The organism is Vogesella oryzagri (genome assembly GCF_040148885.1).
GTDB classification, from domain to species: Bacteria; Pseudomonadota; Gammaproteobacteria; order Burkholderiales; family Chromobacteriaceae; genus Vogesella; species Vogesella oryzagri.
In genome coordinates this window covers 87,894-102,894 of record NZ_JBEFLD010000010.1, presented here as the reverse complement: position 1 = coordinate 102,894, position 15,001 = coordinate 87,894, and the positions used below count along the sequence as shown (strand labels likewise).

Sequence of the window (15,001 nt, the reverse complement as noted above, 5' to 3'; positions counted from 1 at the left end):
GCCGCACATCGGTATTTCTGTGTAAAGGGGCGGACATGCCGCCCGTCCCTTTAGTCTTTCAGCAGGCTGTCGAGCTTGGCGGCCTTCGGCTTCACCAGCCAGAAGTAATCGACGTAATCGTCGAAGTTCTCCAGCATGGCACGGCCGGTTTCGGAGCCGGTCAGTTCCACGTGCTTGGCAATCTTCTCCAGCAGGTAGGCACGGTACATGCCCATCGCTTCGCCATTGATCAGGTGGATGTCCACCAGCTCGTTGTTGTAGCGGTAGGCAAACTTCTCGGCCCGGTCGTACACGAAGGCGAAGCCGCCGGTCATGCCGGCACCGAAGTTGTAGCCAGTCTCGCCCAGCACGATGATGCTGCCGCCGGTCATGTATTCGCAGCAGTGGTCGCCCGCACCTTCGATGACGGCCAAGGCGCCGGAGTTACGCACCGCGAAACGCTCGCCCGCCACGCCGGCCGCGAACAGCTGGCCGCCGGTGGCGCCGTACAGGCAGGTGTTACCGACGATGATGGATTCGTCCGACTTGTAGGCGGCGTCCTTCGGCGGGTAGATCACCACACGGCCACCGGCCATGCCCTTGCCGACGTAATCGTTGGCATCGCCTTCCAGCTCCAGGTGCAGGCCGGAAGCGTTCCACACGCCGAAGCTCTGACCGGCGGAGCCATGGAACTTCACCTTCAGGCAGCCGAACGGCAGGCCAGCGGCACCGTGTACACGGGCGATCTCACCGGACAGGCGAGCACCGATAGAGCGGTGGGTGTTCTCGATGCGGTAGGACAGCGCCAGCATCTGCTTGTTGTGGATGGCCGGCAGCGCATCCTGCAGCACCTGCTCGGCAAACTCGCCCTTGTCGAACGACGGATTGGAGTCGGTCACGCAGTAGCGCGGCACACTGTCCGGCACACTGCCTTGCGACAGCAGCGGCGACAGGTCCAGCTTCTGCTGCTTGCCGGTGGCGCCTTCGCGCAGCGCCAGCAAGTCCATGCGGCCAATCAGCTCTTCCATGTTGCGGGCGCCCAGCTTGGCCATCCACTCACGGGTTTCCTGCGCGATGAACAGGAAGTAGTTCATCACCATTTCCGGCAGGCCGATGAAGTACTTGGAACGCAGCTTCACTTCCTGGGTGGCCACGCCGGTGGCGCAGTTGTTCAGGTGGCAGATACGCAGGAACTTGCAGCCCAGCGCGATCATCGGGCCGGTACCGAAGCCGAAGCTCTCCGCGCCCATCAACGCAGCCTTGATCACGTCGAGGCCAGTCTTCAGACCGCCGTCGGTCTGCATGCGCACGCGGCCACGCAGACCGTTGGCACGCAGCACCTGCTGCGCTTCGGACAGACCCAGTTCCCACGGGCTACCGGCATATTTCACCGAGGTCAGCGGGCTGGCGCCGGTACCGCCGTCGTAACCGGAGATGGTGATCAGGTCGGCATAGGCCTTGGCCACGCCGGCGGCAATGGTGCCCACACCTGGCTCGGCCACCAGTTTCACCGACACCAGCGCTTTCGGGTTCACCTGCTTCAGGTCGAAAATCAGCTGCGCCAGATCTTCAATCGAGTAGATGTCGTGGTGCGGCGGCGGCGAGATCAGGCTGATACCCGGCTTGGAGCAACGCAGCTTGGCGATCAGCGGCGATACCTTGTCGCCCGGCAGCTGACCGCCCTCGCCCGGCTTGGCGCCCTGCGCCACCTTGATCTGCAGCACTTCGGCATTCACCAGGTAGTGCGGGGTGACGCCAAAGCGGCCGGAGGCCACCTGCTTGATCTTGGACATCTTCTCGGTGCCGTAACGCGCCGGGTCTTCACCGCCCTCACCGGAGTTGGAGCGGCCACCCAGGCGGTTCATGGCGGTAGCCATCGCCTCGTGCGCTTCCGGCGACAGCGCGCCCAGCGACATGCCGGCGGAGTCGAAACGTTTGAGAATGCTTTCCACCGGCTCCACCTCGTCGATGGAGATCGGGGTGATGCCGTCCAGCTTCAGTTCCATCAGGTCGCGGAACATCGCCACCGGGCGGCTGTTCACCAACTCGGCGTACTGCTTGTAGGCATCGTAATCGGTGTTCTGCACCGCTTTTTGCAGTACCTGCACCACGTCCGGGTTGTAGGCATGGTATTCCTCGCCATGCACGTACTTGAGCAGACCGCCCTGGGTGATCTGGCGCATCGGGTTGAACGCCAGCTTGGACAGTTTTTTCTGGTCGTCTTCGAAGTCTTCGAAGTTGGCGCCGGAGATACGCGATACAGTGCCTTTCAGGCACAGCGCCACCACGTTTTCATGCAGGCCGATGCCTTCGAACAGCTGGGCACCGCGGTAGCTGGCGATGGTGGAAATCCCCATCTTGGACAGCACCTTCATCAGGCCCTTGTTGATGCCCTTGCGATAGTGCTGCAGCGCTTCGTTGACGCGCAGGCTCACGTCGCCGGTCTGCACCAGATCGACAATGGTCTGGTACGCCAGATACGGGTACACCGCGGTGGCACCGTAGCCGATCAGCGCCGCCATCTGGTGCGGGTCGCGCACGGTACCGGTTTCCAGCAGGATGTTGGCCTTGCAGCGCAGGCCGCTGTCGATCAGCGCGTGGTGCACGGCGCCGGTGGCGAACAGTGCATGAATCGGCAGACGGTTGCCCGCAATGGTGCGGTCGGACAGCACCACGATCACGGAGCCTTCCTGCACCGCTTCCACCACGTGGGCGCACAGCTTGCGAATGGCGTCTTCCAGCGTGGTTTCCGCCGGGTCATAGCACAGGTCGAAAGTGGTGGCTTTCAGGTATGGCTCGGTGCGGGTGGTGATGCGCACGAACTTCTCGCGCGACAGCACCGGGCTGCGCACTTCCAGTCGCTTGGCGTGCTCGGCAGTCTCCTCGAACATATTGCGCTCGGGGCCGAACACGGTGTTCAGCGACATCACGATGGCTTCGCGGATCGGGTCGATCGGCGGGTTGGTCACCTGCGCAAACTGCTGGCGCAGGTAATCGAACGGCGAGCGCACCTTCTGGCTCAGCACCGCCATCGGGGTGTCGTCACCCATGGAGCCGACGGCTTCCTGGCCTTCCTCAGCCAGTACGCGCAGGATCTGGTCGCGCTCTTCAAAGCTGATGTTGAACAGTTTCTGGAAGGTGAGCAGTTGCTCCTTCGGCCACGCTTCCAGGCCGGCATCGTCTTCCATCGACAGTTCCAGACGCGAACCGGCGTCCTTGATCCACTGCCGATACGGCTTGGCGGATTTCAGCTGCGCGTCGATGTCTTCCGGATACAGGATCTCGCCGGTCTGCAGGTCGGCGGCGAACAGCTGGCCTGGCTTCACACGGCCCTTCTTCACCACGTCTTCCGGCTTGTAGTCCCAGACGCCGACTTCGGAGGCGATGGTAAGGATATTGTCCTTGGTCAGCACCCAGCGCGCCGGACGCAGGCCGTTACGGTCCAGCATACAGCCGGCGTAGCGGCCGTCGGTCAGCACGATACCGGCCGGGCCGTCCCACGGCTCCATATGCATGGAGTTGAATTCGTAGAACGCGCGCAGGTCCTTGTCGGTGCTGTCCACGTTCTGCCATGCCGGCGGCACCAAAAGGCGCAGCGCGCGGAACAGCGGAATGCCGCCCATCAGCAGGCCTTCCAGCATGTTGTCCAGCGACATGGAGTCGGAGCCGTCGGTCTGCACGATCGGGCGGATGCTGTCCATGTCGATGTGCGGCGAGGTCATGATGCGCTCGCGCGCGCGCGCCCAGTTGCGGTTGCCCTGTACGGTGTTGATTTCACCGTTGTGCGCCAGGAAGCGGAACGGCTGCGCCAGTTTCCACTGCGGCCAGGTGTTGGTGGAGAAGCGCTGGTGGAACACCGCCAGGCTGGACTCGAAGCGCGGGTCGGACAGGTCCAGGTAGAACTTGTGCAGGTTCTCCGGTGTCACCAGACCCTTGTACGACAGCGTATGCGGCGACAGTGTCGGGATATAGAAGTACGGATCGTCGGCCTTGTTGGCTTTTTCGGCCAGGCGACGGCCCATGTACAGGCGACGCTGGAACGCCAGCTCGTCCATGCCGAACGGGCAGTTGACGAACACCTGGTGGAAACTCGGCAGCGACGCCATCGCCTGTTCGCCACAGGCGTCCAGATCGATAGGCACCTCGCGGAAGCCGGCCACTTCCAGTCCCTGGCTTTCCAGGTATTCTTTCACCCGGTTGCGGCTGCGTTCGCCATCCTGCGGATGGCTGAACACCAGGCCGGCGGCGTAGGTCGCCTTCAGCGTGATGCCGGCTTCGGCCGCCACTTCGCGCAGGAAGCCGTCCGGCTTGCGGAACAGCAGGCCACAGCCATCACCCGACTTGCCGTCTGCCGCCACCGCGCCGCGGTGGGTCAGCTTGGCCAGCGAAGAAATGGCGGTCTGCACCAGCCAATGCGAAGGTTTGTCGTCCAGCTGAGCAATCAAGCCAAAGCCGCAGCTGTCCTGTTCGAAATCTGGGCTGTATAGGGTGCCCTCCAGCCAACGCTGTCTGTCCATCGTTTGTCCCTGCTTATAATGTGAAGCGAATGCCTTTGATTCTAAGGTCAAGATAGCTGACCTGCAACCGCTTTTTGTGCGACGCATTATCAGAATAAAATCAATAAGTTATGCTTGTTTTTTGGCAAATTTCGCCAGCAGCATAAGGCGCAAACTTTACGTTATAGGGACATCAACCTTCAAAAAAACGACAGCCAAACACTGTATTTTCACCCCTACAAAATACTGAATTCCAAATATTGTCCGACAGTAAACATATGGCATTTTTTCATCACCACTCGGCGTCATCGCCGCTGTTCCGCCAGATGGCCGAACAGGCCCTGGCACGCTCGGCCGGCGCGCCGCTGGTGGCCGGCAATCAGGTCGACGTGCTGTTCGATGCTGCGGCCAACTTTGCCGCCTGGCTGGACGCCATTCGCCAGGCAAAACGGGTGGTGCAGGTAGAGATGTATCTGTTTGCCAACGACGATTTTGGCCGCCAGTTGCGCGCGCTGCTGTGCGACAAGGCCCGGGCCGGGGTACAGGTCTATCTGCTATATGACTGGCTGGGCTGCTGGCGCGAGCACTACCGCGGCTTTTTCAAGCCGCTGCAGCAGGCCGGCGCCCAGCTGCGGGTGTGGCAGGCGCCGGGGCTGACCCGCGGCCTGCGCCTGCTGGGGCGCGATCACCGCAAGCTGATCATCGTCGACGGCGAGCTGGCCTTCATCGGCGGGCTGTGCGCCAGCTCGCGCTGGAACGACTGGCGCGACACCGGCCTGCGCCTGGCCGGCCCGCTGCTGGCAGACGCCATGGCCGCCTTTGCCGACAGCTGGGAGCAATGCGGCGGCGGCCCGCTGACACTGCCGCCGCTGCCGGCGCCGGAAAACCGCGGCAGCATCGCTGCGCGGCTGATCGCGACCACCCCGGCCACCGCCAACCTGATGCGGCTGGATCTGCTGATCGCCGGCTTCGCCCGCGAGCGGCTGTGGCTGACCGACGCCTATTTCATGGGTACCAGCGCCTATCTCACCGCCCTGCAACACGCCGCACGTGACGGCGTGGACGTGCGCCTCTTGGTACCGCGCGCCAGCGACATCGCCTGGATCGCCACCGTGTCGCGCACCCAGTACCGCCCGCTGCTGGAAGCCGGGGTGCGGGTGTTCGAATGGAACGGCCCGATGGTGCATGCCAAGACCGCGGTGGCTGACGAGCGCTGGGCGCGCATCGGCTCCAGTAACCTGAACCTGTCCAGCTGGCTGGCCAATCGCGAAATCGACCTGGCGATCGAGGATGCCGGCGTCGCCGACACCATGGCACAGCGTTTCCTGCATGACTTGGACAACGCCACCGAGATCGTGCTCGGCGGCCAACGTCGCCGGCCGGTACCGGCGCGTACCCGCGCCCGGCAGCAGCGCCTGCCGCTGCGGCAACAGGCCGCCGTCAGCGCCGCCGCCGCCGCCCGCCAGGCGGCGCGCATCGGCGTGGTGCTGGACAGCGCCGTGCGCGGCACCCGCGACGTGGACGACAGCGAAGCCAGCGCCTTTCTCAGCATCGGCCTGGTACTGCTGCTACTGGCCATTGCCATCAGCGTGTTCCCCTACCTGGCAGCGCTGCCGCTCACCGCCTTGCTGCTGTTCGCCGCCGCCAGCGTCCTGCTGCGCGCCTGGCAACTGTACCGCCGTCGCTTGAAGAAAAAACAACACCTGTCACCACCGCCAGACAAGCACTAACCACCCGGCAGTCTCGCAGCCCCCACTCCGGCGCCGCGCGCGCCAGCAGCACGGCGACAGCACTAAGCCATTGATTTGCCGACTACGGCCGCGCGAGTGCGGCGCCGAAGCCTGCAGCTCGGCAATCGCCGGCGGAGCGCGTCGCAAGTGCCGGCCGGGCGGCAACACATGCCATCTGGGCAGCGCGCCCGGCGGGGCGGCAGGCCGCAGCGAGAAAAATCCGCGTTGTAATACTGCTGCGCAACATGAAGGCCGACAATGCCGCTACAATGCGCGCTTTCTTGGGTTATTCGAAGGTGTTTTCCGGTGCGGCCAACCTTGCCCGCCGGTAGACAACACCCTAAGCCGGCAGACGTGAAGGAGGCTTGCCTCCCAGTGCGGACCGCGGTGCAAAGCGCCCCTTTGTTCCGGTTGCAGTCTCCCCCGATTTCTGACTGCAGCTGGTAAAAACAACGCGCCTCAAGGCCAGCCATCCAGGGCGGCGGCATCACGTCGTACGTACAGAACTGTGCCCCAACGCGCACCGAGTGACACTTCCGGCCATGCCGTGAAGGCCGCCAGCGGCGTTACAGGTGCCAAGAGCCATGTGGATGCACCCTGCATGGTTCACGCTCTGCCCATGCGGTCTTTACGCAGCCAGATTGTGTCCGAGTTAAAGCAACTAAGGACTCAGGTATGCGTTTTCACTTCCCCATCGTCATCATCGACGAGGACTTCCGCTCCGAGAACACCAGCGGTTCCGGCATCCGTGAACTGGCCGACGCCATCAAGGCTGAAGGCATGGACGTCATCGGCTACACCAGCTATGGCGATCTGACCTCGTTCGCCCAGCAGCAGAGCCGCGCCGCCGGTTTCATCCTGTCCATCGATGACGAGGAGTTCCAGACCGACGAGGATGCCGAGGCAGCCCTGGGCGGCCTGTACGGCTTTGTCGCCGAGATCCGCCGCCGCAACCCGGACATCCCGGTATACCTGTACGGCGAAACCCGCACCGCGCGCCACATCCCCAACGACATCCTGCGCGAGCTGCACGGCTTCATCCACATGCATGAGGACACCCCGGAGTTCGTGGCGCGCCACATCATCCGCGAGGCCAAGAGCTACCTGGACAGCCTGGCACCACCGTTCTTCCGCGCGCTGGTGAACTACGCTTACGACGGTTCCTACAGCTGGCACTGCCCGGGGCACTCCGGCGGCGTGGCGTTCCTGAAATCGCCGGTAGGCCAGATGTTCCACCAGTTCTTTGGCGAAAACATGCTGCGCGCCGACGTGTGCAACGCGGTGGACGAACTGGGCCAGCTGCTGGACCACACCGGCCCGGTAGCGGCGTCGGAGCGCAACGCGGCGCGCATCTTCAGCTGCGACCACCTGTTCTTCGTCACCAACGGCACCTCCACCAGTAACAAGATCGTCTGGCACAGCACCGTGGCCGCCGGCGACATCGTGCTGGTGGACCGCAACTGTCACAAGTCCAACCTGCACGCCATCATCATGACCGGGGCGATCCCGGTGTTCCTGATGCCGACGCGCAACCACTACGGCATCATCGGCCCGATTCCGAAGAGCGAGTTCTCGCTGGAAGCGATCCGCGCCAAGATTGCGGCCAACCCGTTTGCCCGCGAAGCGCTGGCCAAGAACCCGGGCGCCAAGCCGCGCATCCTCACCCTCACCCAGTCCACCTACGACGGCATCCTGTACAACGTCGAGGAGATCAAGGGCATTCTGGACGGTGAGGTGGACACCCTGCACTTTGACGAAGCCTGGCTGCCGCACGCCAGCTTCCACGACTTCTATGGCGACTTCCACGCCATCGGCGAGGGCCGCCCACGCTGCAAGGAGTCGATGATCTTCTCCACCCAGTCCACCCACAAGCTGCTGGCCGGCATCTCGCAGGCGTCGCAGATCCTGGTGCAGGACCCGGAGAACCGCAAGCTGGACACCATGAGCTTCAACGAAGCCTACCTGATGCACACCTCCACCAGCCCGCAGTACGCCATCATCGCCAGCTGCGATGTGGCCGCGGCCATGATGGAGCAGCCGGGTGGCCAGGCACTGGTGGAAGAATCGCTGGTGGAGGCGCTGGACTTCCGCCGCGCCATGCGCAAGGTGGACGAAGAATACGGCGACGACTGGTGGTTCCGCGTGTGGGGCCCGGATGCGCTGTCCGATGACGGCATCTGCGACCCGGCCGACTGGACGCTGAAACCGGAAGACAGCTGGCACGGCTTTGCCGGCATCGAAGACGGCTTCAACATGCTGGACCCGATCAAGGCCACCATCCTGACCCCGGGCCTGGCACTGGACGGCAGCTTCGAGGAGCTGGGCATCCCGGCCGCCATCGTCACCAAGTACCTGACCGAACACGGTGTGGTGGTGGAAAAAACCGGCCTGTACAGCTTCTTCATCATGTTCACCATCGGCATCACCAAGGGCCGCTGGAACACCATGATCTCGCTGCTGCAGCAGTTCAAGGACGATTTCGACAAGAACCAGCCGCTGTGGCGCGTGATGCCGGAATTCGTCGCCAAGTACCCGCAGTACGAGCGCGTCGGCCTCAAGGACCTGTGCCTGAAGATTCACCGCCTGTACGGCGAGCACGATATTGCCCGCCTGACCACCGAGATCTACCTGTCGGAAATGGCGCCGGCAATGCGCCCGGGCGAAGCGTTCGCCAAGATGGCGCACCGCGACATCGAGCGCGTGCCGGTGGACCAGCTGGAAGGCCGCGTCACCGCCGTGCTGCTGACGCCGTATCCGCCGGGCATCCCGCTGCTGATTCCGGGCGAGGTGTTCAACCAGACCATCGTTGACTACCTGCGTTTCGTGCAGGCGTTCAACCGCCAGCTGCCGGGCTTCGAAACCGACGTGCATGGCCTGGTGGCCACCGAGATCGACGGCAACAAGACCTACTGCGTGGACTGCGTGCGCGCCTGAGCACCCCGGGTCTGAACCAAGCGGCCAACCTTGCCCTGCCAGGTTGGCCGCTTGGCTTGTAGCCCACGGTGCAACGGCCATAATGAACCACTGCCATCGCGGAGCCGATGCCATGAAACCCCTCGCGCTTGCCAGCCTGCTGCTGGCGGCGCCGGCCCTGCCGGCGTACGACCTCACCATCTACACCACCGACTACCCGCCGCTGAGCATGGTGAGCGATGGCAAGCAGCACAGCGGCATCGGTTATGACCTGTTGCAGCACGCTGCGCGCGTCAGCGGCGTCAGCCTGGACATCCGCAGCAACCTGCCGTGGAAGCGGGCGCAGCAGGCCGCGCAGAACACCGTCAATACCTGCGCCTACCCGCTCACCCGCGCCCCGGAGCGCGAAGCGCTGTTCCGCTGGGTCGGCCTGATCCACCGTGGCGAACTGGGGCTGTTCGCCCTGAATGACGTCGCCGCGCCGACCAGCCTGGCGGCAGCCACCCGCCTGCGCATCGTGGTGATGCTGGGCACCACCGCCGAAAACCGCCTCAAGGAACGCAAGCTGCCGTACAGCACCACCCGCACCCCGGCCGACAGCCTGCTGATGCTGCAGGATCGCGCCGTCGACCTGTGGGCGGTGCATGACGTGGTGGCGCGCTATTACGCGCAGCAGCAGCACATGGCAATCAGGCAGGTGCTACCGCTGGCACGCGCCGATTCCTGGCTCGGCTGCAACCGCGCCACCACCGCGCTGCCGGCCAACAAGCTGGCCACCGCCCTGGAGCAGCTGCAGCAGAACGGCGAAGCCCGCCGTATCGCCCGCCACTACCTGCCCTGAGCCGCGCCTCCGTAGCGCTACGGAGCAAGACCGCCGCGGCACCATGCCATAATGCCGCCATGACTACCCTGCCCCTGCGTCGCGCCTTGTTATGGTGGCTGCTGGCCTGTGCGCTGGGCGGCGCCCTGCTCGGCTATTTCGCGCTGCGCGACCTGCAGGAACGCTTCCTCCAGGACAGCAGCATCGCCCACCGCCTGCTCAGCCAGAAAACCGTGCAGCACGACGCCGTGCTGACCACCCTGGCGCAGCTGGACAACGCGCCCCCCACTGCCCGCCTGCTGGCCGGCCTGCAACCGGCACTGCCGCAGCTGGCCGCCATCGGCCGCCTGCGCGCCGACCACTGGCAGGGTGAAGCAGCGATGCCCGCCGGCCTGCCCACCGCAGTACAGCAAGCACAGCGGCAGCAGCGGCCACAGCTGCTGGCGGCCGACCGCCAGCGCTACTGGCTGGTGGATGGCTCCGGCTGGAGCCTGCTGATCGACGCCCGCCGCCTGCTGGGCGACGGCGACTGGCCGCCGGCGCTGGGGCGCATCAGCCTGGCACTGCCGGGCGGCGAGCTGGCGCTGCTCGCCAGGCAGCCCACACCGGCGCCGTGGGGTTGGCCGCTGGGCATCGACAAGACCCTGGCTGCCGCCAGCCAGCCGTTCGCCTTTCACAGCCGGCGCATACTGACCCCGGCCGAGTGGCCGTGGGGACGCTGGCTGGCGCTGGCCACCGTGCTGGCGCTGCTGCTGGCGGTGCTGCGCGCCCGGCTGCAGGCGCGGCGGCAGCGGCGTCAGGCCGAAGAACAGGCGCGGCTGGCCAACCTCAACCGCCTGGGCACGCTGGGCGAGATGGCCGCCGGCATCGCCCACGAGCTGAACCAGCCGCTGACCGCCATCCTCGCCAATGTGCGTGCCGCCGAGCGCATGCTGGATGACGAAGACGAACGCGCCACCGTGCGCCAGGCACTGCAGACCAGTGCCGCCCAGGCTCGTCGCGCCGCCGACATCGTTGGCCGCCTGCGCGCCATGGTGACGCAGCCCGGCGGTGGCGGCAGCGCGGTGCTGGACCCGCAGCCGCTGCTGGACTCCCTGCTGACCCTGCGCCACGACGAACTGGCGGCGCGCAAGATCGCCCTCAGCTGGCACAACGCCAGCCCGGACGCCCGCGTGCAGGCCGAAGCAGTGGCGCTGGAGCAGATCCTGCACAACCTGGTGCAGAACGCCGCCGATGCGCTGGGCAGCCGCGGCGGCCACATCCGGCTGCAGGGTGAAGCACTGGGCAAGCGCTACTGGCTCACCGTCAGCGACGACGGGCCGGGTATCGCGCCCGAGGTGCTGCCACGGCTGTTCCAGCCCTTTTTCACCACCCGCGCAGGCGGCATGGGACTGGGGCTCAGCCTGAGCGAAACCCTGGCGCACGGCATGCACGGCCAGCTCACCGCGGCCAACCTGCCGGCCGGCGGCGCCTGCTTCACCCTGAGCCTGCCGCTGGCGACGGAGAACCACGCATGAACCACGACAAGCAATCCCCGCTGATCTACCTGCTGGATGACGACGACGCGGTGCGCGACGCGCTGGCGCTGCTGCTGCGCAGCGTCGGCCTGCGCAGCGAAGGCCACGCCGACCCGCTGACCTTTCTCGCCCACCACGACCGCGGCGCCATCGGCTGCGTGGTGCTGGACATCCGCATGCCCGGCATGAGCGGGCTGGACGTGCTGGAGCGGCTGGCCGCCGACAGCGACCTGCCGGTGATCATGCTCACCGGCCACGGCAACGTCGATCTGTGCCGCCGCGCGTTCAAGAGCGGCGCGGTGGAATTCCTGCAGAAGCCGGTGGACGACGACCTGTTCCTCGACACGGTGCAAAAAGCGGTGCGCCAGCACATCGGCAGCCGCGAGCGGCAGGCGGCAACGTTGGCCGCACGGCAGAAGCTGGCGCGTCTGTCCGGCCGCGAACTGGACGTGCTGCAGCGCATTGCCGACGGCCTGAGCAACAAGGAAATCGCCCGCGAACTGGCGCTGTCGCCACGCACGGTAGAAACCTACCGCGCCAATGTATTCGCCAAGCTGGAGGTAGACACCCTGGCGCAGCTGATCCGCCACTACCTGGTGCTGCTGGCGGACACAAGCCGCTAGCGACCACCTTGCTTGTCCAGCCGGTACAAAACATGCGGCCAACGTTGTGAAGCGCCCGACTGCCCCACGGGGAGCGCCGGGAAAACAGGTCTGCGCAAGGTTTTAAGACGCTGCTTGAGCCGCGCGCCGTTAGCAAGCGGCGAATCAGCGGCGCCTTGCGCGGGCCTGTTTTGCCGGGATTTCGCGGACCATTGGGGCGAGCGGGGTCGCGAGGGGGCGACGGCACACCCCCTGGCCCGTCCGCCGGGCGGAACCGGCGACTTCAATCATCATCCGCGCAGCGGATTCCCCACCACCAAAACACGTTGGCCGCAAACCAGTCATGGCTTGCGGCCAACCCGGCCTCCGTAACACTACGGAGGCCGCGGCGTAATCGACCGAATGTTGCCGCGGCAGATGTTTGCCTAACATGAAGCCATCCCTCGCCCCACAACGAACAGGAGCTTCACCATGATCCGCACCACCTGCACCGCCCTGCTGCTCGCCGCCGCCACCCTGGCCCAGGCCGCCCCGCTGACCGAACGCAACATCTCGCTGGCCGATGCCCACAAGCTGGCCGCCGACGCCGTGGCGCAGTGCCAGGCCAAGGGCTGGAACGTCGGTGTCAGCGTGGTAGACCGCGCCGGCAACCTGAAAGCCTTCGCCCGTGCCGACAACGCCGGCGCCCACACCATCGCCGCCAGCCAGGCCAAGGCCTTCACCTCCGCCTCCGCCAAGGCCCCGACGCTGGCAATGATGGAAAACGCGCAGAAGAACCCGGGCGCGGCCAACCTCACCGATATTCCGGGCTTCCTGCTGCTGGGCGGTGGCGTACCGCTGAAGGTCGGCAATGAAGTGATCGGCGCCATCGGCATCGGCGGCGCGCCGGGCGGCAACCTGGACGAGCAGTGCGCGCTGGCAGCCATCGACGCCAACGCGGCGATGTTCAAGTAAGTAGCGTGCGGCCAACGTTGGCCGCAGCCGCAAGGCAGAAGGCCACGCCCATCGGGCGTGGCCTTCTGCTTTTCCGTGCGGGCGGTGACTCAGTCCGCCAGCGCCTGTGCCAGATCGGCCAGGATGTCGTCGATGTCCTCGATACCGATGGACAGCCGCAGCTGGCCGTCGCGGATGCCCAGCGCCGCCTTCTGCTCCGGCGGCATGCCGCCGTGCGACATGGTGTAGCTGTGGTTGACCAGCGACTCCACCCCGCCCAGCGATTCAGCCAGCATGAACAGCTGCAGCTTACCGGCGATGCGGCTGGCGGCGGCGCGGCTGTTGTCCTTCAGGTACACGGTGACGATACCGCCGAAACGACGCATCTGCCGCTTGGCCAGCTCGTGACCCGGGTGCGCCAGCAGGCCAGGGAAGAACACCTGCTCGATGGCCGGATGGGTCTGCAGGAAGGCAGCCACTTTCTCGGCGTTGTCGCAGTGGCGCTCCATGCGCAACGCCAGCGTCTTGATGCCGCGCAGGGTCAGGAAGCAGTCCTGCGGCCCCGGCACCGCGCCGGCGGCGTTCTGGATGAACTTGATCGCCTTGTACAGCTCGCTATCGCTCACCGCCACCAGCCCCAGCAGCACGTCGGAATGGCCGCCCAGGTATTTGGTGGCGGAGTGCACCACGATGTCGGCGCCCAGTTGCAGCGGGTTCTGCAGGTAGGGGGTGGCGAAGGTGCTGTCCACCGCCACTTTCACCCCGTGCTGGTGCGCGACGGCCGACAGCGCGCTGATGTCCACCAGGTTCAGCAGCGGGTTGGTGGGCGACTCCAGCCACAGCAGCTTGGTGTTGCTACCGATCAGCGGCGCGAGGTTGGCCGCATCGGTCAGATCGGCAAAGGTGACGGTGATGCCCTGCGCCGCCATCACCTTGGTCAGCACGCGGTAGGCGCCACCGTACAGGTCGGCCACGGCGATCACTTCGTCGCCCGGCTGCAGCGTGGCGCGCAATACCGCATCCACCGCCGCCATGCCGCTGGCGAACGCCAGGCCGTGCGCGGCGCCTTCCAGTGCCGCCAGGTTGGCTTCCAGCACCGCGCGCGTCGGAGTGCCGGTGCGCGAGTAGGCGAAATCCAGCTGCTCGCCGACTTCGTCATGCGCAAAGGCGGAGGTCTGGTAGATCGGCGGCATCAGCGCGCGCTGGTGGCCGTGGTAGTCGTAGCCGGCATGGACGGCCTTGGTGGCGAATTTCATCAGCAACTCCGTAGTCTTCAGTCTTGCGGCCAACGTTGGCCGCAAGCGTAATCAGCGCTGGTAGGCGCGCTGCAGTTTGACTTCCACCCGCTTCTGCACCTGTTCGAACACCGCGCTCAGTACCCAGTAGATGGCGGCGGCCATCAGGTACAGCGGCAAGGGCTGGAAGGTCTGCGCGATCAGGTCCTTGGTGCTCATCATCAGCTCGGACACGGTGATCACCGACACCAGCGAGGTGTCCTTGATCAGCGAGATCAGGCTGTTGGCCAGGCTGGGCACCGCCAGGCGCAGCGCCTGCGGCGCCACCACGTAGCGCATGCCCTGCCACCAGGACAAGCCCAGCGACATCGCCGCATCCCACTGGCCGCGATCGACACCGGCAATGGCGCCGCGCAGACTTTCCGACAGGTAGGCGGCCACGTTCAGCGTCAGCGCCAGCACCCCGGCGGTCACCGGCTCGAACTCGATACCCACCGACGGCAGGCCGTAGTAGATGACAAAAATCTGCACCAACAGCGGCGTACCGCGCATGGCGCTGACGTAGAATGCCACCAGCGGCGCCAGCACCGGCACGCGCGCCACGCGCAGCAGCGCCACCACGAAGCCCAGTACCAGCCCCAGCACCATGGAGATCACGGCAAAGAACAGCGTCAGCCCGGCGCCCTTGATCAGCACCGGCAACGCGTCTTGGGCCAGTTGCAGCCAATCCATGTTGTTTCCTTCCCCGCCGCCCGCACGGGCCGCGTAGCTTGGTC

9 protein-coding genes are annotated in these 15,001 nt (G+C 65.6%); 6 read left to right on the top strand and 3 right to left on the bottom strand.

Annotated features, from left to right (window positions below):
* Positions 1-50: 50 nt before the first annotated feature.
* Positions 51-4,496 carry a glutamate synthase large subunit gene (gene gltB, locus ABNW52_RS17355; RefSeq protein ID WP_349590567.1) on the bottom strand — a complete coding sequence of 1,482 codons (4,446 nt, stop codon included), beginning with the start codon at positions 4,494-4,496 and terminating at the stop codon, positions 51-53.
* Positions 4,497-4,753: 257 nt separating this feature from the next.
* Here gltB and ABNW52_RS17350 point away from each other — a divergent pair, with 257 nt between their 5' ends.
* The 6 genes from ABNW52_RS17350 to ABNW52_RS17325 all read left to right on the top strand — a co-directional run bounded on the left by ABNW52_RS17350 (position 4,754) and on the right by ABNW52_RS17325 (position 13,011).
* Positions 4,754-6,205: a phospholipase D-like domain-containing protein gene (locus tag ABNW52_RS17350; protein ID WP_349590565.1), complete on the top strand. Its 1,452-nt coding sequence runs from the start codon at positions 4,754-4,756 to the stop codon at positions 6,203-6,205.
* 675 nt (positions 6,206-6,880) lie between these two features.
* Complete coding sequence (locus ABNW52_RS17345; protein ID WP_349590562.1) at positions 6,881-9,139, top strand: arginine/lysine/ornithine decarboxylase; 2,259 nt, start codon at positions 6,881-6,883, stop codon at positions 9,137-9,139.
* 112 nt (positions 9,140-9,251) lie between these two features.
* The gene (locus tag ABNW52_RS17340; protein ID WP_349590560.1) at positions 9,252-9,959 is read left to right on the top strand and encodes a substrate-binding periplasmic protein; all 708 of its coding nucleotides are present in this window, start codon (positions 9,252-9,254) and stop codon (positions 9,957-9,959) included.
* A 59-nt stretch (positions 9,960-10,018) separates the two neighbouring features.
* Positions 10,019-11,455, top strand: coding sequence for a sensor histidine kinase (locus tag ABNW52_RS17335; protein WP_349590557.1), 1,437 nt, complete (start codon positions 10,019-10,021; stop codon positions 11,453-11,455).
* Positions 11,452-12,078 (top strand): response regulator transcription factor, encoded by a 627-nt coding sequence (locus ABNW52_RS17330; RefSeq protein ID WP_349590555.1) that lies wholly within the window; start codon positions 11,452-11,454, stop codon positions 12,076-12,078. Before ABNW52_RS17335 ends, ABNW52_RS17330 begins: the two co-directional genes overlap by 4 nt.
* Positions 12,079-12,528: 450 nt before the next feature.
* On the top strand, positions 12,529-13,011 hold the full coding sequence (locus ABNW52_RS17325) for a GlcG/HbpS family heme-binding protein (protein WP_349590553.1): 483 nt from the start codon (positions 12,529-12,531) through the stop codon (positions 13,009-13,011).
* Positions 13,012-13,100: 89 nt separating this feature from the next.
* Here the strand turns inward: ABNW52_RS17325 and ABNW52_RS17320 are convergent, their stop codons facing one another.
* Both ABNW52_RS17320 and ABNW52_RS17315 read right to left on the bottom strand, forming a co-directional pair.
* Positions 13,101-14,246 carry a trans-sulfuration enzyme family protein gene (locus tag ABNW52_RS17320; protein WP_349590551.1) on the bottom strand — a complete coding sequence of 382 codons (1,146 nt, stop codon included), beginning with the start codon at positions 14,244-14,246 and terminating at the stop codon, positions 13,101-13,103.
* A gap of 51 nt (positions 14,247-14,297) precedes the next feature.
* The gene (locus ABNW52_RS17315; protein ID WP_349590549.1) at positions 14,298-14,957 is read right to left on the bottom strand and encodes an amino acid ABC transporter permease; all 660 of its coding nucleotides are present in this window, start codon (positions 14,955-14,957) and stop codon (positions 14,298-14,300) included.
* Positions 14,958-15,001 lie beyond the last annotated feature (44 nt).